General features: G+C 64.4%; 27 protein-coding genes, 2 tRNA genes and 3 pseudogenes. 12 read left to right on the forward strand and 20 right to left on the reverse strand.

Features of this window, described 5'->3' with window-relative positions:
• The first annotated feature begins 190 nt into the window (after positions 1-190).
• A complete protein-coding gene (locus ACVISU_RS16165) occupies positions 191-481 on the forward strand; it encodes a hypothetical protein (protein WP_050403379.1) in 291 nt (96 codons plus the stop codon).
• Between the two features lie 92 nt (positions 482-573).
• Here ACVISU_RS16165 and ACVISU_RS16170 read toward each other — a convergent pair whose 3' ends face one another.
• Both ACVISU_RS16170 and ACVISU_RS16175 read right to left on the reverse strand, forming a co-directional pair.
• Positions 574-1,845: a serine hydrolase domain-containing protein gene (locus ACVISU_RS16170; RefSeq protein WP_456707579.1), complete on the reverse strand. Its 1,272-nt coding sequence runs from the start codon at positions 1,843-1,845 to the stop codon at positions 574-576.
• 65 nt (positions 1,846-1,910) lie between these two features.
• A pseudogene (locus ACVISU_RS16175) lies at positions 1,911-2,180 on the reverse strand (UDP-galactopyranose mutase); the annotation flags it as partial.
• 67 nt (positions 2,181-2,247) lie between these two features.
• On the opposite strand from ACVISU_RS16175, the gene ACVISU_RS16180 reads away from it, so the two are divergent.
• Positions 2,248-3,087, forward strand: a complete 840-nt coding sequence (locus tag ACVISU_RS16180; RefSeq protein ID WP_456707580.1) for a hypothetical protein — start codon at positions 2,248-2,250, stop codon at positions 3,085-3,087.
• Positions 3,088-3,161: 74 nt separating this feature from the next.
• Positions 3,162-4,319 (forward strand): caspase family protein, encoded by a 1,158-nt coding sequence (locus tag ACVISU_RS16185; protein ID WP_456707581.1) that lies wholly within the window; start codon positions 3,162-3,164, stop codon positions 4,317-4,319.
• A gap of 38 nt (positions 4,320-4,357) precedes the next feature.
• On the opposite strand, the pseudogene ACVISU_RS16190 reads toward ACVISU_RS16185, so the two are convergent.
• A pseudogene (locus ACVISU_RS16190) lies at positions 4,358-4,858 on the reverse strand (DUF488 domain-containing protein); the annotation flags it as partial.
• Between the two features lie 226 nt (positions 4,859-5,084).
• On the opposite strand from ACVISU_RS16190, the gene ACVISU_RS16195 reads away from it, so the two are divergent.
• Both ACVISU_RS16195 and ACVISU_RS16200 read left to right on the forward strand, forming a co-directional pair.
• Positions 5,085-5,669 (forward strand): hypothetical protein, encoded by a 585-nt coding sequence (locus ACVISU_RS16195; protein ID WP_456707582.1) that lies wholly within the window; start codon positions 5,085-5,087, stop codon positions 5,667-5,669.
• A gap of 184 nt (positions 5,670-5,853) precedes the next feature.
• Positions 5,854-6,525 (forward strand): SOS response-associated peptidase, encoded by a 672-nt coding sequence (locus ACVISU_RS16200; RefSeq protein WP_456707583.1) that lies wholly within the window; start codon positions 5,854-5,856, stop codon positions 6,523-6,525.
• A 19-nt stretch (positions 6,526-6,544) separates the two neighbouring features.
• On the opposite strand, the gene ACVISU_RS16205 is transcribed toward ACVISU_RS16200, so the two are convergent.
• A complete protein-coding gene (locus tag ACVISU_RS16205; protein WP_083992219.1) occupies positions 6,545-6,838 on the reverse strand; it encodes a hypothetical protein in 294 nt (97 codons plus the stop codon).
• Positions 6,839-6,971: 133 nt separating this feature from the next.
• Between ACVISU_RS16205 and ACVISU_RS16210 the strand changes: the two genes are divergently transcribed.
• Positions 6,972-7,316 carry a hypothetical protein gene (locus tag ACVISU_RS16210; protein WP_050403373.1) on the forward strand — a complete coding sequence of 115 codons (345 nt, stop codon included), beginning with the start codon at positions 6,972-6,974 and terminating at the stop codon, positions 7,314-7,316.
• Between the two features lie 2 nt (positions 7,317-7,318).
• A pseudogene (gene ligD / locus ACVISU_RS16215) lies at positions 7,319-8,245 on the forward strand (non-homologous end-joining DNA ligase).
• A gap of 87 nt (positions 8,246-8,332) precedes the next feature.
• On the opposite strand, the gene ACVISU_RS16220 reads toward ligD, so the two are convergent.
• The 14 genes from ACVISU_RS16220 to ACVISU_RS16285 all read right to left on the reverse strand — a co-directional run bounded on the left by ACVISU_RS16220 (position 8,333) and on the right by ACVISU_RS16285 (position 19,690).
• A complete protein-coding gene (locus ACVISU_RS16220) occupies positions 8,333-8,743 on the reverse strand; it encodes a response regulator (protein WP_456707584.1) in 411 nt (136 codons plus the stop codon).
• A gap of 263 nt (positions 8,744-9,006) precedes the next feature.
• On the reverse strand, positions 9,007-10,011 hold the full coding sequence (locus ACVISU_RS16225; protein ID WP_456707585.1) for a hypothetical protein: 1,005 nt from the start codon (positions 10,009-10,011) through the stop codon (positions 9,007-9,009).
• Positions 9,932-10,975, reverse strand: a complete 1,044-nt coding sequence (locus tag ACVISU_RS16230; protein WP_456707586.1) for a tyrosine-type recombinase/integrase — start codon at positions 10,973-10,975, stop codon at positions 9,932-9,934. Before ACVISU_RS16230 ends, ACVISU_RS16225 begins: the two co-directional genes overlap by 80 nt.
• Before the next feature lie 179 nt (positions 10,976-11,154).
• Positions 11,155-11,230, reverse strand: a tRNA-Phe gene (locus tag ACVISU_RS16235).
• Positions 11,231-11,370: 140 nt separating this feature from the next.
• A complete protein-coding gene (yacG, locus tag ACVISU_RS16240) occupies positions 11,371-11,553 on the reverse strand; it encodes a DNA gyrase inhibitor YacG (protein ID WP_050403369.1) in 183 nt (60 codons plus the stop codon).
• Between the two features lie 200 nt (positions 11,554-11,753).
• Complete coding sequence (locus tag ACVISU_RS16245; protein ID WP_456707587.1) at positions 11,754-12,383, reverse strand: Maf-like protein; 630 nt, start codon at positions 12,381-12,383, stop codon at positions 11,754-11,756.
• Between the two features lie 196 nt (positions 12,384-12,579).
• Positions 12,580-13,044: an arsenate-mycothiol transferase ArsC gene (locus tag ACVISU_RS16250; RefSeq protein WP_050403367.1), complete on the reverse strand. Its 465-nt coding sequence runs from the start codon at positions 13,042-13,044 to the stop codon at positions 12,580-12,582.
• A gap of 111 nt (positions 13,045-13,155) precedes the next feature.
• Positions 13,156-13,662, reverse strand: coding sequence for a UPF0262 family protein (locus ACVISU_RS16255; protein WP_456707588.1), 507 nt, complete (start codon positions 13,660-13,662; stop codon positions 13,156-13,158).
• Positions 13,659-14,954: a histidinol dehydrogenase gene (gene hisD / locus ACVISU_RS16260; RefSeq protein WP_456707589.1), complete on the reverse strand. Its 1,296-nt coding sequence runs from the start codon at positions 14,952-14,954 to the stop codon at positions 13,659-13,661. Before hisD ends, ACVISU_RS16255 begins: the two co-directional genes overlap by 4 nt.
• 122 nt (positions 14,955-15,076) lie before the next feature.
• Positions 15,077-15,505 carry a DUF2948 family protein gene (locus ACVISU_RS16265; RefSeq protein WP_050403364.1) on the reverse strand — a complete coding sequence of 143 codons (429 nt, stop codon included), beginning with the start codon at positions 15,503-15,505 and terminating at the stop codon, positions 15,077-15,079.
• A gap of 430 nt (positions 15,506-15,935) precedes the next feature.
• A complete protein-coding gene (locus ACVISU_RS16270) occupies positions 15,936-16,760 on the reverse strand; it encodes an alpha/beta fold hydrolase (RefSeq protein ID WP_050403363.1) in 825 nt (274 codons plus the stop codon).
• 109 nt (positions 16,761-16,869) lie between these two features.
• Positions 16,870-17,370, reverse strand: a complete 501-nt coding sequence (locus ACVISU_RS16275; protein ID WP_050403362.1) for a hypothetical protein — start codon at positions 17,368-17,370, stop codon at positions 16,870-16,872.
• Between the two features lie 170 nt (positions 17,371-17,540).
• A complete protein-coding gene (locus ACVISU_RS16280) occupies positions 17,541-17,849 on the reverse strand; it encodes a UBP-type zinc finger domain-containing protein (protein WP_456707590.1) in 309 nt (102 codons plus the stop codon).
• Positions 17,850-17,995: 146 nt separating this feature from the next.
• The gene (locus ACVISU_RS16285) at positions 17,996-19,690 is read right to left on the reverse strand and encodes an FAD-dependent oxidoreductase (protein ID WP_456707591.1); all 1,695 of its coding nucleotides are present in this window, start codon (positions 19,688-19,690) and stop codon (positions 17,996-17,998) included.
• Positions 19,691-20,353: 663 nt separating this feature from the next.
• Between ACVISU_RS16285 and ACVISU_RS16290 the strand changes: the two genes are divergently transcribed.
• Together ACVISU_RS16290 and ACVISU_RS16295 are read left to right on the forward strand one after the other, a co-directional pair.
• Positions 20,354-20,428: transfer RNA gene (locus ACVISU_RS16290), tRNA-Thr, on the forward strand.
• A gap of 319 nt (positions 20,429-20,747) precedes the next feature.
• Positions 20,748-21,941 (forward strand): hypothetical protein, encoded by a 1,194-nt coding sequence (locus ACVISU_RS16295; RefSeq protein ID WP_456707592.1) that lies wholly within the window; start codon positions 20,748-20,750, stop codon positions 21,939-21,941.
• A gap of 175 nt (positions 21,942-22,116) precedes the next feature.
• Here the strand turns inward: ACVISU_RS16295 and ACVISU_RS16300 are convergent, their stop codons facing one another.
• On the reverse strand, positions 22,117-22,242 hold the full coding sequence (locus tag ACVISU_RS16300; RefSeq protein ID WP_456707593.1) for a hypothetical protein: 126 nt from the start codon (positions 22,240-22,242) through the stop codon (positions 22,117-22,119).
• A gap of 99 nt (positions 22,243-22,341) precedes the next feature.
• Here ACVISU_RS16300 and ACVISU_RS16305 point away from each other — a divergent pair, with 99 nt between their 5' ends.
• The 3 genes from ACVISU_RS16305 to ACVISU_RS16315 all read left to right on the forward strand — a co-directional run bounded on the left by ACVISU_RS16305 (position 22,342) and on the right by ACVISU_RS16315 (position 26,017).
• Entirely contained in the window at positions 22,342-22,662 is a 321-nt protein-coding gene (locus ACVISU_RS16305; protein WP_456707594.1) for a hypothetical protein, read from the forward strand.
• A 227-nt stretch (positions 22,663-22,889) separates the two neighbouring features.
• Positions 22,890-23,636: an outer membrane protein gene (locus tag ACVISU_RS16310; RefSeq protein WP_456707595.1), complete on the forward strand. Its 747-nt coding sequence runs from the start codon at positions 22,890-22,892 to the stop codon at positions 23,634-23,636.
• Between the two features lie 236 nt (positions 23,637-23,872).
• Positions 23,873-26,017, forward strand: coding sequence for a methyl-accepting chemotaxis protein (locus ACVISU_RS16315; protein ID WP_456707596.1), 2,145 nt, complete (start codon positions 23,873-23,875; stop codon positions 26,015-26,017).
• Positions 26,018-26,105: 88 nt separating this feature from the next.
• Here ACVISU_RS16315 and ACVISU_RS16320 read toward each other — a convergent pair whose 3' ends face one another.
• Entirely contained in the window at positions 26,106-26,660 is a 555-nt protein-coding gene (locus tag ACVISU_RS16320) for a TetR/AcrR family transcriptional regulator (RefSeq protein WP_050403448.1), read from the reverse strand.
• Between the last annotated feature and the right edge of the window lie 212 nt (positions 26,661-26,872).

Below are 26,872 nucleotides of genomic sequence, written 5' to 3' on the forward strand. Positions count from 1 at the left end.
AACGCATAGCGGCTCGGCGCTGGATGCATTCGACCGGGCAGAACGACGGCGCCGGTCTATGCGGCCGCAAGCCCACCTCACCAGATCCTGATCCCAGCTCTGCGCAGCTTCGCCTTCGTGCGTTGCATGGCCCATCAGGAACGCTGGTCCGCGGCGGTCGTTGGTCGCGACACCAGCAAGGAGTGTACGCATGCAACGGAACACCAAGATACTGACCCTTGCGGCAGTGTCCCTGATTGCAACGACCGCAGGCGCGTTCGCGCAGGGCTACTATCCGTATGGGAGTCCCGGCACGCGATATTACGGTGGTCCGCGCTACGGGGCCCAGCCGTACGTGATGTACCAACCGGCGGAACCGGGCTGGTATGGCTACGGCCCGATGAACGGCGCCAACCATCCGGCACCGAGCTCGACCCAGGGTGACGTCGGTCCAGAAGGGAACAACAACGGCACGCTGACCGGTGTCTATCGGCAGTGGTAGCCCGCGCAAATTTGAAGGCCCATCGCCCGGCTTGAGCGATGGGCCTTTTTTGCTTCCGTCAGATGCGATGACCGGCGCCGCAGCGATACGGCTCACTTCACCATCGCGCCGTAGACGATGTCCTGCACATTCTCGCGATAATATTTGCGCAGTTCGCCGGGCGCTGCGGTTCCGACCACCACGACGAGGCGCTCCTTCGGATCGCAGAAGAACTGCGTGCCATAGGCGCCGTTCCAGGTGAACTCGCCGGGATTGCCCGGCACCGACGCCAGTCCTTCGCTGGTCCGCACCGCGACCGCGAGCCCAAAGCCGAACCCGCCGCGATGTGGCTCGACCGCGGCGACGTTGTTCTTGATCTCGGGCCCGAGATGGTTCGACGTCATGAGGTGCACGGTCTGAGGGCTAAGGATGCGCTTGCCGTCGAGCTCGCCGCCATTGAGCAGCATCTGTCCGAAGCGGACATAGTCGCCGACGGTTGCGAACGAGCAGGCGCCGCCGCAATCGAATTTGGTCGGCGTGTCGAGCAGCTTGATGGCTTGCGGCTTGCCGGTGAGCGGATCGTTGGAGAACGGACGCGCCAGGCGCGCGCGCTGCGCGTCGGCCGGATGGAACGTTGCTTCCTTCATGCCCAGCGGCTTCCATACATTGGCCGAGAGATAGTCGCCGAGCCGCTGGCCGGACACCTTCTCGACAATCGCGCCGAGCACGTCGATCGAGAAGCCGTATTCGAACTCGGTGCCGGGCTGATGCACCAGCGGCAGCTTGGTCATGCGGTCGATGAAGGCCGCCGTGTCGCCTTCGACCGCCGGCGCCGTGCCGTCGGGATAGAGCCGCGCCAGTGCGCTCGAGCTGTCGGGCCGGCCGCCATACATCAGGCCGGAGGTGTGGCGATAGAGATCGTGGATGAAGATCGGCCGGGCCTGCGGCTCCATCGTCAGCGAGCCGTCAGCCTGCTGCACGCCGACCTTCATGTCGGCAAACCCCGGATAGAACTCGGCGACCTTGGCCTGCAGCGGCAAGCGGCCCTGCTCCATCAGCGTCAGCCCCGCGACCGCCGCCATCGGCTTGGTCATCGACGCCAGCGCGAACACCGCATCGATCGGCATCGGCGTGCCCTTGACCGGGTCGAGCTGACCATAGGCCTTGTAGTGCACGAGCTTGCCGTCCCGCGCGATCGCCACCACGGCGCCGGGCACGCGCTTGGCCGCGATCTCGCGCGCGAAGAAGTCGTCGAGCCGAGTCAACCCCTGCTCCGAGAAACCGGCCTGGTGCGCCGAAGCTTCCGGCAGCGGCGGCGCCGCATGAGCGACGTTGAAGGCAAGACACATGGCGGCGGCTGCCGTGGCAATGGCGATCTTTCGCATTGTTTCCTCACCGGGGACCGCGGGCGATTGTTGTGTGGTTCGCTGCCCGCGCCGGCAGGATTAGATCACGCCGGCAGAGCCGACAAGGCGTCGCGGCGCGCGGCGGTGCTACCGGGGCGCATGTCTCCGCGCGCGAAGAACGGCTCGACCTCGTGCTCGAAGGTCTTCAGCGCGGCGCCGATCGCCTGGTGCATGTCGAGATATTTGTAGGAGCCGAGCCGGCCGCCGAAGATCACGTTCGGACGCGATGCCGTCATGGCATGATAGGACGCCAGCATGGCGCGGTCGGCGGCCGTGTTGATCGGATAATACGGCCCGTCGGCGCGGCCGGCGAAGCGGGAGTATTCGCATTAGATCGTGGTCCGCACCCCGGCATGCGCTCGCTCGGGATGCAACGGCAGCGTGTTCGCCACCCATATGGGCATCCCCGATCCCGGCTTCTTCGGCGGCCCGCCGCCGGAGAAGCGCAACGGCCGGCTGATCTTCGCCAAGTCCGGCTGGAATCCGCTGGCGCTCGAGCGTGGCTGGCGCAAGACGATGCCGCCAAAACTGTTCGCGCTGCTGTTCGACGCGATCGCCGAGGCGCGCGGCAAGACCTGCGGCGCGTTTCCAAAGATCATCGTCGATGTCGCCGAGCAGCATCTCGTCTATCTGAAGCCGGGCGGCGACCTGTTCAACGTGATCCTGACGCGGCTCGACAACTACACCAGAGGCGTACGCACCCGCGAGGTCGGCGCGGTGCTGGCCGACTATCCGGTCGATTTCATCGGCGGTGGCTGGAGCGATCTCGACGTCAGTGGACGTCCGGCCCGCGTGCTCGGCGCGATGACTTTCGACGCGATGCGCGAAGGCCTCGGCAGCTATCTCGCCGCGGTCTCGCTCAATCCCAGTATCGACCTGTCGGTGCACGACCGGGTGTTCTTCGCGCTCGGCGCCGGCACCGTGCCGGTGTTCGACGCCAACCGCTTCACGGCCGCGGAGATGCCGCATCTTAGCCGCTACAGCTTCGGCCAGGACACGACCAGCGTCGCCGCCGCCGTCGAGGCGCTGCTGGCCGATCCCGCGACGGCGCAGGCGGCGACCGCCACTACCATGACCGAGCTCTATCCGCGCTTCTCGATGCAGCGGTCGGTGCAGGACATCCACGAGATCACGATGTCGATCGCGGGTGCCGCTGGCGCCGGTCTGTTGCCGGCCGAGCCGGTGCCGGCCGGCGTCTGGACGCCGAAGCAGGCAGCCTGATCGCACCGCCATTTCGATGGCCGCCTCGCGCCGGCTGCGCTACCGTGGACCAGTCACCTCCGATCGGGTCCAGTATGAACCGCCGCGCGTTTGTTTCGGGACTGGCCATCGCCGCGGCACTCGCGGGCCTCGCCCCGGTGCCGGCCGCGGCCGACGGCAGGCGGGTGGCGCTGGTGATCGGCAACGGCGCCTACAGAAGCGTGCCGGCGCTATCAAATCCGCCGAACGATGCCGGCGATATCGCCGCGGCGCTGAAGCGCCTCGGCTTCGCCGTCACCCTCATCACCAATGGCAGCTTCGACGAGATGCGGCGCGGCCTGATCGCGTTCGGACGCAACGCCGCCGGCGCCGACATGGCCGCGGTGTATTTCGCCGGCCACGGCATGGAGATCAACGGCGACAACTGGCTGATCCCCGTCGATGCCGAGCTGAAGCGTGACACCGATGCCGCCAATGAAGCGATCAGCCTGCAGAGCGTGATGCTGCAGGTCTCCAGCACCGGAAGCCTCGGCCTCGTCATCCTCGATGCCTGCCGCAACAATCCGTTCGCGGCGAAGATGAGCCGCTCGCTCGCGACCCGCGCCGCCGCGAGCAACGGGCTCGGCCGCATCGAGCCGGTCGGCAACGTGCTGGTCGCCTACGCCGCGCGCGACGGCACCACCGCGCTCGACGGCGACGGCCGCAACAGCCCGTTCGCCGCGGCGCTTCTCCGCAACATCGAGTCGCCGGGCGTCGAGGTCACCTTCATGTTCCGCAACGTCCGCGACGACGTGATGGAGGCAACGCGCAATGAGCAGCAGCCCTTCGTCTACGGCTCGCTGTCGCGCAAGGCGATCTATCTGGCGGGCGCGCCGCCGGCCGAGGCGGCGAAACAGGCGAACGCAGCGCCAATGGCCGCAGCTCCCGCATTGTCGACAGCGCCCGTGGCTTCGACCGGCGCCATCGATCCCGCGTTGGTCGGCACCTGGGAGATCATGGTGGTCAGCGGCCGCGGCCAGTCGCGCTGGATCTGGCAGATCCTGGCCGACGGCACCTACAAATTCCACGCCGAGCCGTTCCGCTCGGCACAATCGCACGAAGGCACCGTCAGCTTCGCCAACGGCCGCTGGACACTGCACGCGCTGAGGGGACTGCGGAATTATCATGATGCCGGCTCCTACGAAGTACACGACAGCATCGCGGTGATCACCGGCAAGCTCGGCACCGGATATTGGAAACGCAGCGTGGAGTGAGGCCTGCGGGCGATGCAGCAGCGCAAGCGGCGCCGCCATCATAAATCCAATTGCTCCGTGCCCGGATACACCACCGTTCGGTCGCTCTGGATCACGGCGCTTTCGGCAAGGCGGGCGGGCTCCAGTCGCCCCTTCCCCATGATGTGCACGACGGTCTCGCGGGAGGCGATGAGATAATCGGCGACGATGCGGCGGTGGCAGCGCCACCAAACGGCTTCCGAGCACATGATCGCGCAGCGTTGCCGGTGCCCTTCGTCGCGCAGCTGTTGCAGGGCGGCATGAAACTGCGCCGACAGGGCGTAGTCCGCGTAGTTATGAAAGCTCTCGTTACTCCAGAAGCCGTTGACCGCAGGCGGCACTCCTCGCGCCCTGCCGCGTAGCCCGCCGAGATCCGCCAGATGCTCATAGGAAATGCCCGCGGCCTCAAGCGATGTGGGGAGCGTATCCTTGTTGAACTGCGGATTGGTGCGGGACCGCGGTACCGTTCGGACGTCGACGACTCGCTCGATCCTGGCCGCGGTAAGGAGGCCGACGAATTCCTACCAACGGCGATACCAACAATTCGTGGAGGCTGGCGGAGTTTGACGGGAAAAACGGAAGCCAAGAGCATGCCGGTTGCAGGCCGGGCGGGTATCCGTTTAAGCGCAGCCATCTGATCGCGCTGCGTGCGACCAAGATTTCAACAGACGATCCGCGGTCCACTTGGTGGCCGGAAGAGCGTTAAGTATTTGTCGCACAGAAGCCAAAATAAATGGGATTGATTTAATGACGAAGGTAGTTCCATCGCAGATCGTTTCATTCATTGACAGAATTTATCCGACAGCCAAATCCAACCCCAATATGTCCGTGTATTCAGCCGACAGCCCTGTTCTAGGTGCCATCATTGATCTCGCCGACGACCTTCCAATCGAATTGCTCACAATGAGCGGGGACGAGTATGCGAGCTATGTTTTCGGCTTGGAGGCAATGCAGGCGGCCATTGATCGCTGGAACCATCGTGGAGGTGATGATCCGCCCCGAACTCACGAAGGCAAAAGTCCCGTGTATCTCGTTCGCGAAGCCCTATCGAAATGCCCGGATCAAAATCCGTCGCCGCAAACAACGGCACTTAGCTTCATTTCGGATCGGCAACTGGCAGACAGCATTCGTCTAGACATCGATAGCGCAACCAATGCATTGCATCGCAATGACTTCAAAGCCGCGACCGTTCTTAGCGGGTCTGCCATGGAGGCACTATTGTTGTCGAAAATCCTGGATGTAGGCATCACCTCTCCAATTCCGAAGATGCGCAAAAACATCAAAGCATCGCCAGATGAATGGTTTTTGGAAGACTACATCACGGCCCGCTGAAATTCGAAATCTGATCAAGCCGAACACGGTAACTCAGGCGCGGCTTGCGCAGAATTTTCGAAATCTCATTCATCCGGGCCGCGCTAAACGGCTAGCGGAGACTTGTAACAGAGGTAGCGCGCTTGGCGCGCTGGCAGCCGTCCACCTAATTGTCGCCGATTTTTGACGACAGCCGTGAAGTTCAATGTGCAATCTCTACTCCATCACGACCAACCAAGCCGCGATCATCAACCTGTTCCGCGTTGTCAATCGCTACGTCGGCAACCTTGCGGCGATGCCGGGCGTATTCCCGGACTACCCAGCGGCCGTTGTTCGCAACACCGACGCCGGGACCGAACTCACGTTGATGCGCTGGGGCATGCCGCCACCGCCGCGGACCAGCGGGCCGCCGGTGACCAACATCCGAAACACGACGTCCCCGCACTGGCGCGGCTGGCTGAAGCCGGAAAACCGTTGCCTTGTGCCCTTCAATAGCTTCGCCGAATACGCGCCAGAGCCGAACCCCGAGACGAAGAAAAAGGACGTCGTTTGGTTCGCGTTGAACGACGACCGGCCGCTAACGGCGTTTGCCGGCATCTGGACCGTGTTCAAGGGCGACCGCGGCACGAAGTCGAAGCCGATCGCCGGGCCTCACAACGTCTACGGCTTCTTGACGACGGCGCCGAACGCCGTCGTCGAACCGATCCATCCCAAAGCGACGCCGGTCATCCTGACTACCGACGAAGAACGTGACGTCTGGATGCGGGCGCCGTGGGATGAAGCGAAGGCATTACAGCGGCCGTTGACTGATGATGCATTGAAGATCGTCATGCGCGGTCCAGATAAGGAAGACCGGGCAACGGATGCGAGCTTGTAGCCTCTGGTATGGGCTGCCCTCACGGCCTACGAGGTTGCTGGCTTTCCGGACGCACTGTCTTGTTGCTATTGGGCATGGCATCGCGACCTTGATCGCCTGTGGCATCCTTTCCACCGGACGTCGATGTGCCACTTCCACTTGTCGTGCTGTGCGACATGCCGGTACTGCCTTGGGGGTCACGGCTCGGCGTCATCGAGCTGGCGGCGGGATCGCCGGTGACCGCACCCCGACCACTCGGGCTGCCCGCTGGTTGCGCCGATGCGGCGCAGGCGGTCAGCAGGAAAATGGCCGCAACCGGAAAAATGCGCTTCATCGGTGTCTCCCGCAAATAAGTACGCTCCAACGCAACCTTCCTGACCAAACGCTTGTTCCAAATCTCAGCGCGACTGCGGAACGAAATTTTGCCGCCACACTTGAACGACAGTTAGTTGCGTGGAGTTCTTGTGATGCGTCGATCGAATTGGACGCCCTCGATTGTCCCCAATGACGATCAAACCGTCTATCTTGTCGCCGATGATTTCGGTCGGATCGGAAAGGCTTGGCGCGAGGCCGATATTGAGGCGACCGACCTCGAAACGGTCATCCAAGACCTGCTCACTGGCGAATACTCCGATCCGATACGGGTCGTGGCCTTCAACACCGCGGAGCGCTGGTCGCAAGATGTTTCCAAAGACGTCGCGCAAGAAATTCAGCGTCGATGCGATCTGCAACTGACCGACGTCCCATCCCACTTGGCATCTTTTGTCGATCGCCACGCTGTCCGCGACCTGCGTCAACTCACCCTGGTTTGACGGTGGGCTTTCAACGAAAGAAGCCAGAAGCGATCGGCAAGAAGGCGCTCTTCCCGGGCTTCATCGCCCCTGCCCTTGCGTCGCCGATTGATAAGGTTCCCCGCGGCGCTCGTTGGGTGCACGAGATCAAATTCGACGACTATCGCGTACAAGTTCATCTCGCCAATGAGCGGGTGACCGTTTTCACGCGACGCGGTAACGATTGGACGAAGCGCTTCAAGAAGGTTGCCGACGATACTTGGCACGTGTCGGCAGCCTGAGCGATCATCGACGGCGAAATCGTTGTGCCCGGCCCAGACGGGACGACCGACTTCTCTATGTTGCAAAACGAGTTGAAAGGCACGTCCAAACGCATTGTACTCGTCGCGTTCGATCTGCTGTACCTCAACGGCTGCGATCTGCGTAAACTGCCGCTACATGAACGAAAAACGACCTTAAAGAAGATCGTTGCTGGCACAGACATCCAATTCAGCGAGAGCTTCGATGTTGACGGGCCTGAGATGTTTGCTCACGCCTGCAAGATCGGCCTTGAAGGCGTAGTGTCGAAGGTTCGCGACAGTGCCTATCCCATGGGCCGTAGTCCTGATTGGGTCAAGCGAACATGCGCGCAGCGGGAAACGCTGCCAATTGCAGGTTTCGTGCTCGACGGTGACAAGTGGGACGGCATTTATGTCGGTCGGCGCAAAGGCCACGACTTGATCTACGCTGGCAAGGTCGACCATGGCTTCGACAAGGCTTCGATCGCCGATCTACGCAAGCGCCTTGAGCCGTTGATCCGAAAGACACAGCAGCCTTATTCCAAGCGCATCTCTCACCGGGCAATCTGGGTTGAGCCAACGGTACTAGCCGAGATCGAGTACCGCGCGAAGTCCGCGGAAGGTAAAGTGCGGCACCCATTCTTTCGCGGCGTGCGGGAGGATTTGCGGTAAATCGCGAGCCCTGCCCGTCAAGTCCGGCGCGGCGCAAAGGCTGCGCCGAAATAGTCATAGTCTGCGGCGCAGCCCTATCGCGCAACCTTACAAAGACAGATCGTACTCGACGGGCGTGAATCTTTCGGTCGGGCATAATGTGATGACCGCAGTTGCGACCGCTCCAACATCGCATGGCTTCTCTAGTCGCTGCACATGGCGGAAGCGCTCAGGGATAGCGTTGGCGTCGTATCCGGTCGCGAAGAGAAAGGGCTTACCAACGCGGATGAGTTCGTCCGCGAGCGGATAAGCTGCGACATTTCGCAAGTTGATGTCGATCACGGCAACGTCGAAGCCGTCGTGTTTGATCGTCATTGCGTCGGGAAGCTCTGCAAAAGGACCGATCACATCGACGCCGCGGGCCCGCAGTGCTTTAGCAAGATCATCGCCAAGGAAATATTCGTCCTCAATGATGAGAACGCGGCAAGGTCGCACGGAAGGTACAGCGTGGTGGGTCATGGTCCACCCTCCAATCGGCCTGTGCTAAGTCAAAGCGACCGCGCGCCTTCCGTTCCTGACAAAGCAAACCCCGGTTCCTCTGAAGTTCCGATTTATACTCAGCGGGGGCCGAGGTTGCGCTCATAATAGCGGCCAATTTGTCAGGCGGAAGCTTCCCGAAGGCTCGACACGACCGGCGCAGACAGGCGGCTCGCGAGATCGTGTATCAAACAGAGCAAGCTGCAGAGCAGGCGGCGGCGTCGGCCGCCGCCCGCCTGTTGAGGCTATGCCGTCACGTTCGCGACGCGAAGCACCGCGTCGGCAAGTTCACGGCCAAGCAGCAATCCCCGCCCCTGTTCGCCCCCATCGTAGTTGCTCCGCTGAACCTCTTCGAAGAGCGCCACGGCGCGCGCAAGGATTAGTACGCCGGCCACCGTGCACGGCGGATGCTTCCGAATTTTGGACAACAGCGAATGGATTTCTCGCGCCCGATCCCGCACGGCATCCTTGGCAGTGGCGATACCCGACGTATCGATCGCGATGGCGCAGGCAGTCTCGTATCGCTCGGCCGCGTTGATGCGCGCGGTCAGGTCTGCTTCGAGCCGTTGCCGTGCCTTCCTGCTTCCCCAATCCTCCGGGTACTTCCGGACCTCGGCGAGGAGCGGCCGCAGACGATTGGACTTGAGAACGTCTGGCCATATGGCGCGATCCAGCGGCTCTCCCCCGAGGCGCGTGGCCCGCTCGAAGCAGCCATGGAACGCGCGCCGGTCGGCCGCCGATGCGATGACGATCGATGTCGGCAGTTCGGGCCAGAGTTCGGTAGCGGTCGCCCTAGCCTCCTCCAGACGCGCCAGAGCGGTCCTGTAGGCGGCCTGCCGTTCGTCCAGTTCGGCGCCAAGCGCAAGCAGCGCCGGGTCCTCCACGGCCGCTGCGGCCGCTGTGGTGGCCGAAGGCGGAGCGGCCGCGCCTTCGGCGGCCGGCACGATCAACGCCGCTCCCGCGGCCGGCGCAAGGCCAGCCAGCATAGTCGCGACGACGGAGCGGCGAGACAGCGACGGCGCGGGCGATCGGCCCTCCGCAAGATGCGCAAGAGGTTTAAGGCGACGCGCGCATTTCCACTGGAACGTTGTGCCCGGCACGAAGAATTGGCCGGTAACACCATCGGCGCTATCGACACGATCCTGATCGCCAATGATCTGGCCGTCGCTTTCACGTACCCAGAGCGTGACCGTTCTGGATTTCAGGTCGCGGCGCGGCTCGGCGCCGAAATCGCGCGCGAGGATACCCAAGCCGGCGCAGCGCAGCGTTCAAGGTGCCGTCGGAAATCGGCCGATGCCAAGACCGGATTTGCGGAAAGAGATAGCGCGACGTACCAGTCACTTCGCAAAGGCCCTTAATGATCGCAATCGCCTGCCGCGACAAAGGCACCTTATGGGGCCGCGGCATCTTCATCTTCTCCTTCGGAATGCTCCACACGGCGCCTTGCAGATCGAACTCCGTCCATTCCGCGTGCCGCAGTTCGCCCGGCCGGACAAATGTAAGGGCGATCAGCTGCAACGCCGCGCGCGTCGTGACCTGCCCATCGATGTCGTCTATCGCGCGCATCAGCGCTCCGACCGCCTTGGGCTCCGTGATGGCCGCTCGGTGCTGGACCTTCGGAGAAATGAGCGCTCCGGCCAGATCGCCAGACGGATCGCGTTCAGCACGACCAGTCGCGATTGCGTACCGAAAGACACGGCCGGCGAGGCTGCGTGCGCGCCTTGCGGTATGATAGCGGCCGCGTCGTTCGATCTTGCGGAGCGCATCCAGTAATTCGGACGCGGCTATTTCTGCGATCGGACGGTCACCGACGTCACCGGCAAGCAGGCCGATGAGCCAATTCTTCTTTTCGATCGTCTTGGGGTCGTCGCCTTCTGCCTCGAACTTCGCGATCAGTTCATCTGCAACTATCCGGAACGTATTCGTCCGCGCTATCCGCGCCGCGCTGCGGTCCAGTTTACGTTGCGCCGATGGATCGACGCCCTTCGCCAGGAGCGCCTTGTTTGCATAGCGCGCGGTACGCGCGTCGCCGAGGCTCACGGCGGGGTACGCCCCGAGCGCGATCAACCATTGCTTTCCGTCGAAACGATACGCCTGCCGCCAAAGGCGCGACCCGTTCTTCTCAACGAGCAGATGAAGGCCTCCACCGTCGCTGATTTTGTAAGGTTTTTCTGCTGATTTGGCGGCGCGGCAAGCAGCATCGGACAGTGGCATCGAATAGGTCCCCCGGGGCTAAATCTACCAACGGACGACCGACACGATACCAACAGCGATACCAACAAATTCACCGGCCGGAGGCGGAGGGTCGCGAATGTCAGCGCACTAGAAAGTACTGCAAATCAAGCACTTCTAGCATTTTTGCGGAGGGTAGCGGAAGCGGGGGAATGAGCTAATGGTGCCCAGGGGCGGGATCGAACCACCGACACTGCGATTTTCAGTCGCATGCTCTACCAACTGAGCTACCTGGGCATACCCGCGGGGCCGAAAAGGCCGGAGCGAGCGGGCGGTTTATAGAGAGGTCGGGGCGCCGTGTCCACCCGCCTTCGCCAAACGCTTCGCCGGGCGCGGCCCGCCCGGCATTCTTTCCCCAACTTGTTGGGAAACATTGGTTATTCCGGGTCCTCGACGTCGTCATCGCGGCCGGGAACGACATAGCGGCCGGTCAGCCAGCGGTTGAGGTCGACGTCGCGGCAGCGCGGCGAGCAGAACGGGCGGAAGGCCTGCTGGGCGGGCTTGCCGCAGATCGGACAGGGGCGCGCGGCGGCCGGGGGTGTTCGGGCTTGGTCGGTCATGGCTGGGCCGGAGTTTACATCATCTGGCGTATGGTCCGCCCCCCCCGCCTGCCGGTAGGGCGATCGCATATGCGTCTTCGAGCGCCGGCAGTTGACGGCTACTGTGCATGGGGTTGTTTTCGATATTTTGGCAGCGCGCCCTCTGGGACGGGCTATCGCGTCCGGCCATCGACTGCCGTCGCCGCGCGAAACCGGATACCTCACACCGCGACGGCGTTGAGCCAGCCGTGGCGGACCGGAAAGCCTTCGCCGCCGAGCAGGGTCACGGTCTCGTAGAGCGGCAGGCCGACGACGTTGGTATAGGAGCCGACCATCTTGACCACGAAGGATCCGGCGATGCCCTGCACGGCATAGCCGCCGGCTTTGCCGCGCCATTCGCCGGAGCCGATATAGGCCTGGATGTCGTCGTCGCTGAGCCGCTTGAAGCGCACCCGGGTCTCGACCAGGCGCTGGCGGAACGCCTCGCGCGGCGTCACCACGCAGATCGCGGTGTAGACGCGGTGGTTGCGGCCCGACAATAGCCGCAGGCACTGCGCGGCCTCGTCGACCAGATTGGCCTTGGGCAGGATGCGGCGGCCGACTGCGACCACCGTGTCGGCGGCGATGATGAAGGAGCCGCGCAGATCGTCGTCGAGTTGCACCGACTTCAGCGCCGCGTCCGCTTTCGCACGCGCCAGGCGATTGGCGCAGGCGCGCGGCAACTCGCCCCGGCGCGGGGTCTCGTCGACATCGGCCGGACGCAGCGCGTCGGGCTCGATGCCGGCCTGGTTGAGCAGGGCCAGCCGCCGCGGCGAACCGGAAGCAAGAACGAATTTGGGACGGCCTAGCATGCGGGCTTTGGGGCTGGATCGGGGGGACGGACGCGGGCGGAACCTATCGGATGGGGCATCGATGCACAACCTTGGAACCGGCCGCGAATCGCGCTTCCCCGTGGGCGACAAGGCCCCATAAGCACAGCTGTTTGTCAGTCTGGCGACAAGGGGCAGACCTTGCGAATCGGAACACGCGGGCCCCCTGCGTGGAGCCTCACAGGTTCGCCACGCCGGCCTTGGTGAAGCGGCGGCGGATCCGCATCAAGAGCCCATCGCAGACCTCGCGATAGGCGGCGAGCTTCTGCTCGCGATTGCCGCTGGTGCCGGTCGGATCAGGGGTCGGCCAGTATTCGACATCGGCGGCGAGCGTCCGGGTCAGATCCAGCGCCTTGTGGTGCGCCTCGGGCGACAGCGTGATGATGAGGTCGAAGTTCAGCCCCTCCCAGTCCTCGAGCTCCTCGAAGGTCTGCGGCTTGTGACCGGAGATGTCCTGGCCGAACTCGGCCATCACGGCGACCGCGAACGGATCGAGCTCGCCCTTCTTCACGCCGGCGGAGCGGACATAGACGCCTTGCGGAAACATCTGCTGCAGCAGGCTTTCGGCCATCGGCGAGCGCACGGCGTTGTGGCCGCATGCGAACAGCACGGCCTGCGGGGTGCGCGCGCGCGGCGCTTCCATGCGATCAGGCTTTTCTCGACCGGGGTACGCCCCCGTCAGTCATGTCGAGGATCATGCGCCTCTCACTTTCGCGCATGATCTGATCCGAAAACCGGTACCCACTTTTCGGGATCATGCGCCCTCACCCTTCCAGTGCAGCACAGTGATCAGCGTGAACAGCCGCCGCGCGGTCTCGAAATCGACGCGCACCTTGCCCTTGAGCCGCTCCTGCAGCGTGCGCGAGCCTTCGTCATGGATGCCGCGGCGGCCCATGTCGATCGCCTCGATCTTGTCCGGCGTCGCGGTACGGATCGCCTGATAGTAGCTGTCGCAGATCATGAAGTAGTCCTTCACGACACGGCGGAACGGCGTCAGCGACAACAGATGCGCCACCACAGGCGTGCCGTCCTCCTTCCTGATATCGAACATCAGCCGGTTGCCGGTGATCGCGATGTGCAGGGTGTAGGGTCCCGGGGCGGCCGCGCCTTCGGGCGCGAACAGGTTCTGCTCGACCAGGTCGTAGATGGCGATCGCCCGCTCATGCTCGATGTCGGGCCCGGAACGGCCGATCGATTCCTCGTCGAGCGTCACCGCGACGATGCGATTGTTGGAATCCTCGTCGTCTGGCGGCTTGTTCATGAGAGGTTGAGGCGCAATCCGACGGAACGTGAATGGGCATCGAGACCCTCGGCCTGGCCGAGCGTCATCGCGGCGCGCCCGAGCGCACGAAGCTGATCCGGCCCGCACCGCAGGATCGAGGTTCGCTTCATGAAGTCAAGCACCCCGAGACCCGACGAGAACCGCGCCGAGCGGGCGGTCGGCAGCACGTGGTTGGAGCCGCCCACATAGTCGCCGATCGCCTCCGGTGTATGGGGCCCGAGGAAGATTGCCCCGGCGTTGCGGACCTGTTTCGACAGGGCCTCGGCGTCCGCGGTCATGATCTCCAGATGCTCCGCGGCGATCGCATTGGCGAGCTCGACCGCGTCGTCGAGCTTCGCCACCATGATCACGGCGCCGAAGTCATCCCACGAGGCGCGCGCAATCGTCGCACGCGGCAGCGTCGCAAGCTGCGCCTCGACCGCGCGCTCGACATCGGCCGCGAGCCGCGGGCTGTCGGTGATCAGGATCGACTGCGCGCTGACGTCATGCTCGGCCTGCGCCAGCAGATCGGCCGCGATCCAGTCGGCATTGCCGGTGTCGTCGGCAATGACCAGCACCTCGGAGGGGCCGGCGATCATGTCGATGCCGACCTTGCCGAACACCAGCCGCTTGGCCGCGGCGACATAGGCATTGCCGGGGCCGACGATTTTTGCCACTGGCGCGATCGTTGCCGTGCCGTAGGCCAAAGCCGCGACCGCCTGGGCGCCGCCGACGCGGTAGATTTCCGAGACGCCGCCGAGATGGGCGGCCGCCAGCACCAGCGGGTTGAGCTTGCCGTCCGGCGCCGGCACCACCATCACGACCCGCGGCACCCCGGCGACCCGCGCCGGCACCGCGTTCATCAGCACCGAGGACGGATAGGCCGCGGTGCCGCCGGGCACGTAAAGCCCGACCGCATCGACCGCGCTCCAGCGCCAGCCGAGCTCGACGCCGGCGGCGTCGGTGAAGCGCTCGTCCTTGGGCAGCTGGCGGCGGTGAAAGGTCTCGATCCGGTCGCGCGCGAATGTCAGCGCCTCGACGGTCTTGGGGTCGGAGGCCGCAACCGCAGCGTCGACCTCGGCAGCGGTGACGCGCAGGCCGGCGGCGTCGACGTCGAGCCGGTCGAACTTCTTGGTCGCCTCGAGCAGCGCCGCGTCGCCGCGGGCCGCCACGTCATCGACGATGGCGCGGGTGGCGCGCTCGACGTCGGCCGATACCTCGCGCTTGGCCGCCAGGAATTCGCGGAAACGCTGGTCGAAATCGGCGCTCTGTCGGTCCAGGCGAACGGGCATGGCGGCTTTCTGAAGAGGAGTTCGGGTCCCTGCTCAATGGCGCGGCGGATAATGGCCGTCAACCCTTGGCAGCCACGCAACCTCACAGCCCTCGTCCGGCGAAGGCCGGGACGACGGCATGATTACCCCGGCGCCACCCCGAGGTCGTCTTCCCCGAGATCGGTCAATTCGCACTCCAGGCACTCGACATCGAGCCGCAGCGCCCCGCCCTCGCCGAACATCAGGAGCGCGCTGCCGCCCGGCGGGTCGGAGGCGTGGAATTCGATCCCGAGCAGTTCCAGAGTGGCCTCCGGGGCCTCCAGGTCGATATTGCGCGACTTGCATGCCAGCACCCGGTCGAACCGGAGCGCGGCGATCAGCCGGCGCGAGCAGGTGCCGCCCGACAAGGTCTGCTCCCAGTCCAGGCGGTTCAGGCCGACCACGAGGCGCTTCTGGTCCTGCCGCCAGATGATGTCGGCAGGGTGGACGCGGGCGTCCTGCACATGGGCGGAGATCACCGCCAGGTCATCGGCATCGAGGGCGATCAGTTTCAGGGGAGCAGGTGGGGACATGACGGGGGTTATAACGCCTTGCGGCCCGGGATGTACCAGCGGCCGCTAGGAAATCCCGATCGAGGGAACCGGCGGCGCCGAGCAAAATATCGAAAACAACCCCATGCAAAGGAGCTGGCGCCAGCGGCATGACCCGATCCCCGGTTGCGCATTGTAAATTTGCGCAAGTCGGGCAGGTCCGACTTGCGTTGGGGGAGGGCGGGGAGAGGGTAAGCCTCGGGCGAGGTAATCGATGAAGCGATCGGCTTCGCAACCTTGATTGCGCGGATTGGAATGCATTTCGAGAGCGCGCGCCGTGTGGGCCACCCCTCTCCCTAACCCTCCCCCGCAAGGGGGGAGGGAACCCTTCCGCCGGTGATTCCCTTACGCAACAGCCTGCCAAGTCCGCATTGGATGGCGTTGCGAAGTGCGAAGCACACAGCCCCGGCCCTCACCCCTTGATGAACGCCAGCAGATCCTTGTTGATGGTCTCGGCCTCCGTCGTCGGCATGCCGTGCGGAAAGCCCTTGTAGGTCTTCAGCGTGCCGTTCTTCAAGAGTTTGGCCGAGAGCGGCGCGGAGTCGGCGTAGGGCACGATCTGGTCGTCGTCGCCATGCATCACCAGCACCGGCACGTTGATCTTCTTCAGGTCCTCTGTGAAGTCGGTCTGCGAGAACGCGACGATGCCGTCGTAATGCGCTTTCGCGCCGCCCATCATGCCCTGCCGCCACCAGTTCTGGATCACCGCTTCCGACGGTTTTGCGCCGGGCCGGTTGTAGCCGTAGAACGGCCCCGCCGGCAGATCGCGGTAGAACTGCGAGCGGTTGGCCGCGAGCTGGGCCTGCAGACCGTCGAATACCGACTTCGGCAAACCGCCGGGGTTGGCCGCCGTCTGCACCATCAGGGGCGGCACCGCGCTCAGGATCGCGGCCTTCGCGACCCGGCTCTCGCCGTGACGGGCGATGTAATGCACCACCTCGCCGCCCCCGGTGGAATGGCCGACATGAACGGCGTTCTTCAGATCGAGATGCGCAGTGACGGCCGCGAGGTCGTCGGCATAGTGGTCCATGTCATGGCCGTCGGCGACCTGGGCGGAGCGGCCGTGGCCGCGGCGGTCGTGGGCGACGACGCGAAAGCCGTGGCCCACGAAGAACAGCATCTGGGCGTCCCAGTCGTCCGACGACAGCGGCCAGCCATGGCTGAACACGATCGGCTGGCCCGAACCCCAATCCTTGTAGAAGATATCGACGCCGTCTTTGGTGGTGATGGTGGGCATTGGCTTGCTCCTCTTGTTGAATATTCAGGCGCGAACGCACCTCACGCGCGTCAGCGCACGTCACCTTCTATGCTGCGCGGCGCCCCAGAATGATGTCACCCGCCCTGGATCAGGCGAACGTGACCGGCCTGAACCGGCGCCAGGCGCCGATGATCACCACGGCGAAGAACACCAGCACGATGCCCTGCACCGTGGCAAACACCGGCCCGGACGGCGGGTTCGGCGGCACCGCCGGCGCTAGCGCCTGCAGCGCAGGCACCTTGAGGAAGCTCTGGATCACGAGCACGAAGACGTTGAGATAAAGCGAGACCATCGCGGTCACGATATAGATCGGGCGCCAGGCGCCCTTGAGCTGCATCGCATACAGCGCGATGCAGGCGATCGCGAGCAGCACCAGCGAGAGGCCGCCGATGACGTGCGACGGCAGCAGTTTTTCGGTCACCAGCGGCGGGATCACGAAGCCGGTGGCGTTGGTCAGGATCGTGAGGATGAGGAAGATCGCGGTCAGCCCGGGCATCGCGCGCGAGCCGAGCAGGCCGAACATCACGATCACGCCGGCGACGATGGCGATCAGGCTGATAATGACGTGCACAAGCACCAGCGTCGTCATGTGGCGCACTCCCCGTTGAGAACCCGCACCACGTTACGATGCGGTTTTGAAAATTGCTACATGGTTCGATGGCAGGACGGCTGACATCTCATGAAAATTCGTCGGCGCCGGCACTTGCCGAAAGTGGTCGCACGCGTGTCATACGCCCGTGCGCCCCGTGAGACATTGAATCAATAATAGCGCGGGATCGGCCCGTTATGCGGCGTCTTGCGTTTCGACAGGTCGAACAGCACCTCGTCGACATAGCACCAGCCCCAGCCTTCCGGCGGATCATAGCCCTCGATCACGGGATGGCTGGTGGCGTGGAAATGCGCGGTCGCGTGCCGGTTCGGCGAGTCGTCGCAACAGCCGACATGGCCGCAGGTCCGGCAGATCCGCAAATGCAGCCAGCGGCTGCCGCTCTTCAGGCATTCCTCGCAGCCGAGCGCACTCGGCGTGACATCCTGGATACCCGCGACGTGGGTGCAGCCTTTTGTCATTTGCGCCTCGCATCTGAAATGAGCTCTTTTGAACCGTCATCCTTGAGGTGCGAGCGGAGCGAGCCTCGAAGGATGCACGGCCCGCATGGTGGCCGATTCATCCTTCGACACGCCGCTTCGCGGGCCCAAGGATGACGGAGGAAAAGCTACAGCGACGGGCTGCCGTCGTCGGCGAGATAGCCGTGCAGGGCCGCAACCACCTGGGCGCCCTCGCCGATCGCGCCGCCGACGCGCTTGACCGATCCGGAGCGGACGTCGCCGACAGCGAACACGCCGGGCACCGTGGTCTCGAGCTGTGGCACGGCGCGTGCGCCCTCGCCGTTCTGCACGCCGGTCATCACGAAGCCGCCGCGGTCGACCTGCACGCCGCAGCCCTCGAGCCAGCCGGTCGCCGGATCGGCGCCGACGAACAAAAATAGATTGCGGATATCCATCGTGAACTCGTCGGGCGCAAGCCGGCTGCGCCAGCGCACGCGCTCCAGCGTCTCCACGCCTTCGAGCCCGGTCACCTCGGTGTTGAACATCAATTCGATGTTCGGCGTCGCCTCGATACGCTCGATCAGATAGCGCGACATGCTGGCCCCGAGCCCGCCGCCGCGGATCATCATGTTGACCTTGCGCGCATGCGCCGACAGGTACACCGCCGCCTGGCCTGCCGAGTTGCCGCCGCCGACCAGCACGACATCCTGCTGGGCGCAGAGCCGCGCCTCGATCGGCGAGGCCCAGTACCAGACGCCGCGGCCTTCATAATTCTCGAGATTGTCGATCGCCGGCCGGCGATAGCGCGCGCCGCTCGCGACCACCACCGACTTGGCGCGCAGCGTGTGCCCACACCCGGTGGCGAGCGTGAACGCGCCCGACGCCTTCGAGCAGTCCAGCGATTTGATCGAGACCGGGATCAGCATCTCGGCGCCGAATTTCTGCGCCTGGTTGAAGGCGCGCCCGGCCAGCGCCTGGCCGGTGATGCCGGTCGGGAATCCCAGATAGTTCTCGATCCGCATGCTGGCGCCGGCCTGGCCGCCGAAGGCGCGGGAATCGAACACTGCGACCGACAGGCCTTCGGAGGCCGCATAAACCGCGGTGGAGAGCCCGGCCGGACCGCTGCCGACCACCGCGACATCGTAGAGCTTGTCTTGCGCGCTGTCGCCGATCATGCCGAGCGCCATCGCAAGCGCGGTCTCGGACGGATTGCGCAGCACGGTGCCGTTCGGGGTGACCACCAGCGGCAGCTCGGCACGGGTGGGCGAATAGCGTGCGACGAGATCGGCGGCATCCGTGTCGGTCTCTGGATCGAGAACGTGATGCGGCTGGCCGTTGCGCGCCAGGAAGTTCTGCAGCGGCGCCATGTTGCCGACCGAAGCGGAGCCGATCAGCACCGGGCCACCGGCGCCGCCCTGGATCAGGCTGACGCGGCGCAGGATCAGCGCGCGCATGATGCGCTCGCCGAGATCGGCCTCGGCGACCAGCAGCGCGCGCAGCCGCTCGGGCGGCAGCAGCAATGTCTCGACGGGGCCCTCGGCATGGCCGTCGACCAGCGCGGCGCGCCCCGAGAGCTGACCGATCTCGGCAAGGAATTGCCCCGGCCCCTGATCTATGACCGGCGTGACGCGGCCGAGGCCGTCGCGCTGGGAGATCGCCACGCAGCCCGACAGCACCACGAACATGCCGGGCCCCGGCTTGCCCGTCTCGAACAGCGCCTCGCCGTCCTTGTACGCACGCGGCTCGCCGAAGCGGCGCATCCGCTCGATCTCATGCGCCGTCAGTGTCGGAAAGGTCTGCTCATGACGCGGGAAGGCATAGGCGGAGGCGTTCAGCCGGTCGATCGTCGTCTCTACAGCCATCTCAGCGACCCACTTTCGTTGCAACGCACGCCACCCGGCTGGCGTTTCGATTTTCATTAGAGCCAGACGCCAGGCCCGGCTTGTCGTTTTGCCAGATTTTCTGCACGACCTGATGTCCACCTGGCGGGAAAGGCTCTAGCGGCCCGGCCCATTTCCGCCGGCGTCATCTCGCGAGCCGTCCTCTAGTGACCCCTGGGCTGGTTGGGAAGCCACATCCTCGCGACCGCGCGCCTGCGATTTCCGCCGCTTCAGGTTTTCGCGCAGCGCCAGCTTGAGACGATCCTGTCGTGAATCCTTCCCGCGGGCTCCGGCCTGCCCGCCGCCTCTGTCCTGCTCGCCTGTCATTGCAAAACTCTCGAACCGCCGTCGCGCCTTCCGCGAGAGCGAACATAGCCAAAGGCCGCCGCCCGCGCACCCTGCCCGGTCGGCCAGTTGCGCCAGGCGGCGTGATTCGGCGGCGGGGCAAAATCCGGCTTCCTGCCACGATCGGAACCCAATCAGACCGAAATCGGCCGGATTGGGCAGAATCGGCGGCGAGGAAGGTCAGTTTCTGCCGATTTCGTCGGCAACGGGGGCGCTGTTTCCCTTGCGCCAACGGGAGGCCTGTGGCAAGAACCGCCCGCTTGGACGGGCCTTGGGGCCGATTCAATTTTTCCCGGGCACGCTGCCGTAGCTCAGTGGTAGAGCACTCCATTGGTAATGGAGAGGTCGACAGTTCAATCCTGTCTGGCAGCACCAGGATCTTCGTCGCACAGCGACTGGACCAAGCACCAGCCATCCCCGCCAATTCAGTCGCCGGCTCGCGCGAAGCGTCAGAGGTGACGACCGTCGAGTGCCCGCGACTGCTCCGGTGACCCTGACCGTCAGGCCCCTGGCCCCTCACGCGCGGGCTGCTTCATCCGCCGGTCTCGTCACGGGCCGGACCAAGGCCTGATTTTCCCCTGATCGCATAATCTACTTTTGGTTGATTTTCGGCCAGAGCCATACTTCTATGGAGCTAGGGTTACTTGTCGAATTTTCAAAGCTCCGCAGTACACATTGAATTGGGAGATATCACGTGCGCATCAAGATTTTGCTGCCGACGGCTGTTGCGCTGTTGGCATCGTCGTCCGCATTCGGCTTTGACTTGACAGATGTCGAGCGTGCTTCCGGCTCGCCGCCGGTCATAAGACCCTTCGACGGCCCCAAGGACGTTTTCCAGTACGATCTCAAGGTCCGCAATCTCTGCGACGATGCGCAGAGCCTGAACAATGTGGCTTCGGGTTGGGTCGGAGCGAAGCGAACCGGCAACATGTTTCAGGATGGATTCAATATTCGCGACAAGTCTGTCGCCCTCGCGGCCGTGGTGACCTTCCCGAACGCCAAGAGCAACGAGACCAAGCAGGTCAAGGTGCCGATCATCGCGAAGGCCAACTTCGGCGACACCCAAATTCAGAACTGCGAAGGCACCATCATCACCGACGTTCCTGCCAACGCAAAAATAAGGATGCACTTCGAGTACAAGCAGTCGGACACCATTCGATTCAATGACCCGACGAAGTTCGTGAGCGGCATTACGACAGTCGGCGCGAGTGCCGTCGCGTTGGGATCGCTGGCCACGGGCACCGGGGGTATTGGGGCGACGATCGTCCCCGTCGTCTCCTATCTGCAGAAGAACAGCAACGCCATCGCCACGCTCAATAGCGGTGTGAACTCGATCATGGAGTCGTTTGCCGAAACCAAATCGCCCGATCCCAAGCAGTACGAGATCAGATCAACCGCCAGCAACATCAGCTACCGGAGCGGCCGAACCACCGTCATCTCGATCGACAAGATCGTCCATGGCAGCGGGTTGGATATTGACGGCCTGAACGGCTGGTCGGGGGTCGACGGAGCGTTTACCGAGCGGTACGGCGAGCTTCAAAACCAGTTCAACAATGCCCAGAATGCGGTCGATGCTCCCTGGTCGGCCAACCTGCCCAAGTTCTGCGCGAAGCTGAGGGCTTATGTGGACGGAGCGACCAAAGGCGACCGTTTCGCGTCGGCTCTCGGTATCGGGTTTCACGCCTTCTACAATTCGACTGATTATGGCGGGAAAACCTGCCTGAACTCCTGGGACATCGCGGCTCTGAAGGCGCACCATTTTGCTCCGCCGTTCCCCGATGCCTGGCCGACGAATGCGACACCATCGGGACCTGTGGTGGCAGCACGGTCGACGCCGAAGCCGACCGGTAAGTCAGCGCGGCTGGCCGGCGCTCTCGCCTCCCGCTGACGGCCTGAATCCATCCTGTCGGCGCCGGACGCAGGCGCCGGCGGGATATCGCTTCCGGCTCTCGGGGAACGCAAAGAAAAGCAACCATCTGGTTCCCGCAGCCGTGGCCGGCCTGCGCGACGATGCGACCGCGCCACCACGATGGCCATTCGCCCTCGCCTGCCCTTTCCGCGAATCAATGCGCGAGCAGCAGGCCGACGCCGCCGATCGTCAGCGCGACGTAGACCAAGAACACACTGCCGACCCATTTCCAATCGATCTGTGCGTGTTTGGGGCTCAGGCTTTCGATGATGCCGTGCATGATGATTTCCTTGAGAAGTCGCATGCTCGGCGTATAGACCTCGCCTCGAGCACGTCATGTGACTCACTTCACATTTGCCACCGCGGAGCGGACCCAAGAGTGACCGGCCCAGAACTAAGAAAATTGCGCGACCATCTCGGCGAGGCACTCGGCCGCAAGCTGACGGCGGCGGATATGGCGAAGCTGTGCGGGCTGCCGGCTGACGGCGGCGCCGAAAAACTCCGCAAGTGGGAAGTCACCGGCCCGACGGCGAAGGTCGCGGGCCTGCTGCGCGTGCTGGCGATGGCGAGCGAGCATTATCCCATCCTCGAGAAATTCGACGTGTTCGATCGCCACGACGTTCCGGTCGGGGATCGGGCCGCACGCCGCGAAGCGTTCCGCGCGCAGATGCGCGAGGACGTGCGCAAGCGGCTCGACTAGCAGGGGGCCTGGTTAACGGAACAAGCGCGTCGCGCACGGTGCGTTAAGCCTTCGGTCATTCCCCCTTAAGCGTTCGTTAGGCACAACAAAACGTTTCACCGCAAAGGGTGCGACTTAACGCGCCAAGTCGTCATTCGGTGACAGCATTTTATTCAAATGCGGTCTAACGCATCGCCATGGATGGCGCCATTCACGCTGCGCCTCATGACTTGTCCGGAGACTGCCCCATGAAGAAGTTCCTGCTCGCAACCGCAGCCGCAGCTGTTACCGTCGCTGCCTTTGGCGCGACCGCCCAGGCCGCCGACCTCGGCTCCCGTGGCTATTACCAGAAGGCGCCCGCGCCTGTTTACGCCGCGCCGCTCTACAACTGGACCGGCTTCTATCTCGGCGGCCATCTCGGCGGCGTGTTCTCGCAGAACAGCACGTTCAACGGCCTCGCGCTGTCGGACTCCAGCGCCCGCTTCATGGGCGGCGTGCAGGGCGGTTACGACTGGCAGCTGTCGCCGATGTGGGTGATCGGCCTCGAAGGCCAGTATTCCTGGGTCGGCGGCCACCAGCTCAACGCGATCTTCCCGGGCGGTTACGTCTACAACAACAACCAGCGCGGCATAGCCTCGATCACCGGCCGCGTCGGCTACACCTGGGGCCCGGGCCTGATCTATGTGAAGGGCGGTTACGCCTATTCCGACAACAACGAAACGGTGACATCAGGCGGCGCGCAGGTCCCCTTCGCACTCAGCGACAACCACAGCAACGGCTGGACCATCGGCGGCGGCGCCGAATACATGTTCGCACCGAACTGGTCGGCCAAGGTCGAGTACCAGTACTACGACTTCGGCGACAGCCGCTTCACCGCGCCCGGCGCGCTGGTGCCGGTCGGCAGCTTCCACAATGACGAGCACACGGTGAAGGCCGGCCTCAACTACCGCTTCAATCTCGGCAACCTCGGCGGCCCCGCTTACGGCCGCTACTGAGGTTACGGACCACCACAACCAGGAGTGGAAAGGCCGGCTCGCGCCGGCCTTTTTGCGTCCGATCGCGCGCATCGATTCCGCACAGCGGACCAAAACAGTGCGGCGCGCGACACCCCTCAAAAATCCTGCGGATCGCCGCAATTTTCCCGATTTTGTTAACCCGCCGCACCGATACTCCCGCGCCGGGGAAACATCCAAGAGTAGTGGCCAAGGGTATGGCCAGGGGGCACGGGGCAATGGCGTTTCGGTTCAAACTCGGCAAACCAAATCTCAAGCGCATCCGCCTGCCGCAGATGGGCGTCAGGGGCAGCCTGTTCGCGGCGTTCGCCGTGATCGCAGGCATGGCGCTGGTGATCAGCGCAGGCGCTGGCATCGTGCTGCATCAGCTCGGCGGCACGATGAGCGATCTCTCCGGCCGCGACATTCCGCGGCTGGCCGCGAGCCTGCAGCTTGCCGCGCAGAGCGCCTCGCTCGCAGCCCAGGGGCCCGGCCTGCTCGCCGTCTCGAGCGAGGATGCGCTGAACGACCGCACCAGGAAGGTGCAGGAGGTCGCGCAGCAGACCAATGCCAAGCTTGGCGAGATCATCGAACTCGGCGCCGACAAATCCGTCGTCGGCGCGCTGCAGGAGAACGTCAAGAACACCGACGAGGCGACCAAGAGCCTGATCTCGGCGGCGCATGAGCGGCTCGAGGTCGGCGCGCTGCACGACAAGCAGTACAACGCGCTGCGCAAGGCGCAGGACGCCTTCGTCTCCGCCGCCGGTCCCGCGATGCTCGACGCGCAGACCCGGCTCAACGCCATCCTCGGCGCGGCCGATGTCTCCGCCGACGCTGCCACCGAGGCGGCCCGAACCGTGGGCCAGATCAGCAACGTGCTCGCCGCCGGCAATCTGATGGCCGCCGACATGACCGCGGCGCTGTCGGCCAATTCCAGCGAGACGCTCGATGCGATCGAGGCGGAGTTCAAGAAAGGCCGCGAGCGCGTCAAGTCCAACCTCGAGGACCTGCCGAACAATCCGGCGATCGTTGCCGTGCGCGATACCGCCTCGAGGCTGCTCGTGCTCGGCGAAGGCAAGACCGGCGTGTTCAAGGTCCGCCAGAAGGAGCTCGACTCGATCGATTACGGCCAGACCATCCTGGAGGAGACCCGCAAGCTCAATGTCGGGCTCGGCATCAGCGTCCAGCAGCTGGTCGACGCCGTGCAGAAGGATACCGACGCGGCGACCTTCCAGGCGCGGCAGCAGATCTCGCTCGCGACCACGGTGATGATCGGATTGGGCGCGCTGACCTTGGTCGGCTCGTTCCTGTTCGTCTGGCTCTATGTCGGGCGCAACATCCTGCGCCGCATCCGCGGCCTGCAGCGCTCGATGCAGCTGCTGTCCGACGGCGACCTCGACACCGAGATCCCGCAGAGCCGCCAGCGCGACGAGATCGCGGTCATGGCCGACGCGCTGCAGGTGTTCCGCGAGAGCATGATCGAAAGCCGCGAGCTCGCCGAAAACCAGAACAAGGACCGCACCGCCAAGGCGGAGCGCGCCTCGCGCATGGAAACCCAGATCGTCGCGTTCGAGTCCAATGTCCGCAGCGCGCTCGGCAGCCTGCAGACCGCGGCGAACTCGATGCAGGCGACCGCGCAGAGCATGTCGGCGACCGCCGACCAGTCGAGCGCATTGGTCAATGCGGTCGCCTCGGCCGCCGAGGAAACCTCGGTCAACGTGCAGACGGTGTCGGCCGGCACCGAGGAGCTGTCGTCGTCGATCTCCGAGATCGGCCGCCAGGTCGTCACCTCGGCCGAGATCGCCCGCAAGGCGGTCGAGGAAGCCAGCGCCACCGACAGCACCATGCAGGGCCTTGCCGACAACGCCGCGCGAATCAGCGTCGTGGTCGACCTGATCCAGACCATCGCCTCGCAGACCAACCTCTTGGCGCTCAACGCCACCATCGAGGCGGCGCGCGCCGGCGAGGCCGGCCGCGGCTTTGCGGTGGTCGCCTCCGAGGTGAAGAACCTCGCGAGCCAGACCGCCAAGGCGACCGAGGAGATCCGCCAGCAGATCGTCAGCATGCAGGAGGTGACGACGACGGCAGTCACCGCGATCCGCAACATCTCGAGCACGATCGGCGAGATCAACGACGTCACCACCGCGATCGCCGCCGCGGTCGAGGAGCAGGGCGCGGCGACCCGCGAGATCGCCCGCAACATCCAGCACGCGGCGGGCGGCACCAGCGAGGTGTCGAGCAACATCGTCGGCGTCTCGACCGCCTCGGCCGAGGCCGGCACTGCTGCCGCCGAGGTGCTCAGCGCCTCCGACGCGCTGCGCCGCGAGGCCGACGTGCTGCGCTCGGAGATCGACGGTTTCCTGTCGAACATCCGCGCGGCGTAACCGACGCCGTCATTCCGGGGGCGATGCGACAGCATCGGACCCGGAACCTCGAGATTCTGAGGTGCGCAATTGCGCACCATAGTTCGCCTCAATGTTCTGCCGAACGTTGCGGCCAGGCCTGCATTGCCAGGCGGCCGATCTTGCCCAGCTTTTCGCGCGGTGCTCCGTCGCGCGCCTGGACAGCCATGCCGCGAACGACCGCGCTGTAATAGGCGGCCAGCATATCGCAATCGGTCGCCGGCGGCACATCGCCGTTGGCAACGCCCCTGCGCATGCGGTCGGCCATCACGCTTTCCGAGAACGCGCGATGCTCGACCATCATCTCACGAATGTTTTTCATCCCCGGCGAGCAATGCGTGCCGGCCAGCGAGATCATGCAGCCAAGCGGATGATCGCCTCGCGTGAACTCGTCTGCGGTGGCCGCGAGCAAGTGTGCGAACGCGGTTTTGGTGTCGATCGACGGATCATTGAGAATGGCGAGAAACCATTGGCCCGCCCAATCGAGATAGCTGCTGGTCGCTTCGCAATACAGCGCTTCCTTACTGTCGAATGAATTGTAGAAGCTCGAGGCGCTGATCCCCATCGCGTCAATCAGTTCGTCGAACGACGTACCTTCATAGCCGCGTTCCCAGAACAGCTTCATCGCGGCCTGCAGCGCGGCGGCGCGATCGAAGACCAAAGGCCGCCCTCGGCCGCGCTTTGGGTTGCGCACCTTGGGATTATTGACCGTGTCGTCCTTGGCTTTCTTCCCTTGAATTATTTTTGGTGTCATCGCTCCAAAATTCCTTGAACGGCGCCTCCCCGAGGTTATATCGCGGACAAGATATTGGAGGAGTTGCTCCAGATATCAACCCC

Source organism: Bradyrhizobium sp. USDA 4452 (genome assembly GCF_054063575.1).

Coding starts and splice junctions, on each gene's coding strand:
- ACVISU_RS16205 (WP_083992219.1), bottom strand. CDS start 6,838: ATGAAGCGCATTTTTCCGGTTGCGGCCATTTTCCTGCTGACCGCCTGC.
- ACVISU_RS16255 (WP_456707588.1), bottom strand. CDS start 13,662: ATGAACAAGCCGCCAGACGACGAGGATTCCAACAATCGCATCGTCGCG.
- ACVISU_RS16170 (WP_456707579.1), bottom strand. CDS start 1,845: ATGCGAAAGATCGCCATTGCCACGGCAGCCGCCGCCATGTGTCTTGCC.
- ACVISU_RS16320 (WP_050403448.1), bottom strand. CDS start 26,660: ATGAAGCTGTTCTGGGAACGCGGCTATGAAGGTACGTCGTTCGACGAA.
- ACVISU_RS16250 (WP_050403367.1), bottom strand. CDS start 13,044: ATGGAAGCGCCGCGCGCGCGCACCCCGCAGGCCGTGCTGTTCGCATGC.
- ACVISU_RS16265 (WP_050403364.1), bottom strand. CDS start 15,505: ATGTCCCCACCTGCTCCCCTGAAACTGATCGCCCTCGATGCCGATGAC.
- ACVISU_RS16185 (WP_456707581.1), top strand. CDS start 3,162: ATGAACCGCCGCGCGTTTGTTTCGGGACTGGCCATCGCCGCGGCACTC.
- ACVISU_RS16230 (WP_456707586.1), bottom strand. CDS start 10,975: ATGCCACTGTCCGATGCTGCTTGCCGCGCCGCCAAATCAGCAGAAAAA.
- ACVISU_RS16195 (WP_456707582.1), top strand. CDS start 5,085: ATGACGAAGGTAGTTCCATCGCAGATCGTTTCATTCATTGACAGAATT.
- ACVISU_RS16165 (WP_050403379.1), top strand. CDS start 191: ATGCAACGGAACACCAAGATACTGACCCTTGCGGCAGTGTCCCTGATT.
- ACVISU_RS16245 (WP_456707587.1), bottom strand. CDS start 12,383: ATGCTAGGCCGTCCCAAATTCGTTCTTGCTTCCGGTTCGCCGCGGCGG.
- ACVISU_RS16220 (WP_456707584.1), bottom strand. CDS start 8,743: ATGACCCACCACGCTGTACCTTCCGTGCGACCTTGCCGCGTTCTCATC.
- ACVISU_RS16270 (WP_050403363.1), bottom strand. CDS start 16,760: ATGCCCACCATCACCACCAAAGACGGCGTCGATATCTTCTACAAGGAT.
- ACVISU_RS16200 (WP_456707583.1), top strand. CDS start 5,854: ATGTGCAATCTCTACTCCATCACGACCAACCAAGCCGCGATCATCAAC.
- ACVISU_RS16315 (WP_456707596.1), top strand. CDS start 23,873: ATGGCGTTTCGGTTCAAACTCGGCAAACCAAATCTCAAGCGCATCCGC.
- ACVISU_RS16275 (WP_050403362.1), bottom strand. CDS start 17,370: ATGACGACGCTGGTGCTTGTGCACGTCATTATCAGCCTGATCGCCATC.
- ACVISU_RS16280 (WP_456707590.1), bottom strand. CDS start 17,849: ATGACAAAAGGCTGCACCCACGTCGCGGGTATCCAGGATGTCACGCCG.
- ACVISU_RS16310 (WP_456707595.1), top strand. CDS start 22,890: ATGAAGAAGTTCCTGCTCGCAACCGCAGCCGCAGCTGTTACCGTCGCT.
- yacG (WP_050403369.1), bottom strand. CDS start 11,553: ATGACCGACCAAGCCCGAACACCCCCGGCCGCCGCGCGCCCCTGTCCG.
- hisD (WP_456707589.1), bottom strand. CDS start 14,954: ATGCCCGTTCGCCTGGACCGACAGAGCGCCGATTTCGACCAGCGTTTC.
- ACVISU_RS16210 (WP_050403373.1), top strand. CDS start 6,972: ATGCGTCGATCGAATTGGACGCCCTCGATTGTCCCCAATGACGATCAA.
- ACVISU_RS16285 (WP_456707591.1), bottom strand. CDS start 19,690: ATGGCTGTAGAGACGACGATCGACCGGCTGAACGCCTCCGCCTATGCC.
- ACVISU_RS16300 (WP_456707593.1), bottom strand. CDS start 22,242: ATGCACGGCATCATCGAAAGCCTGAGCCCCAAACACGCACAGATCGAT.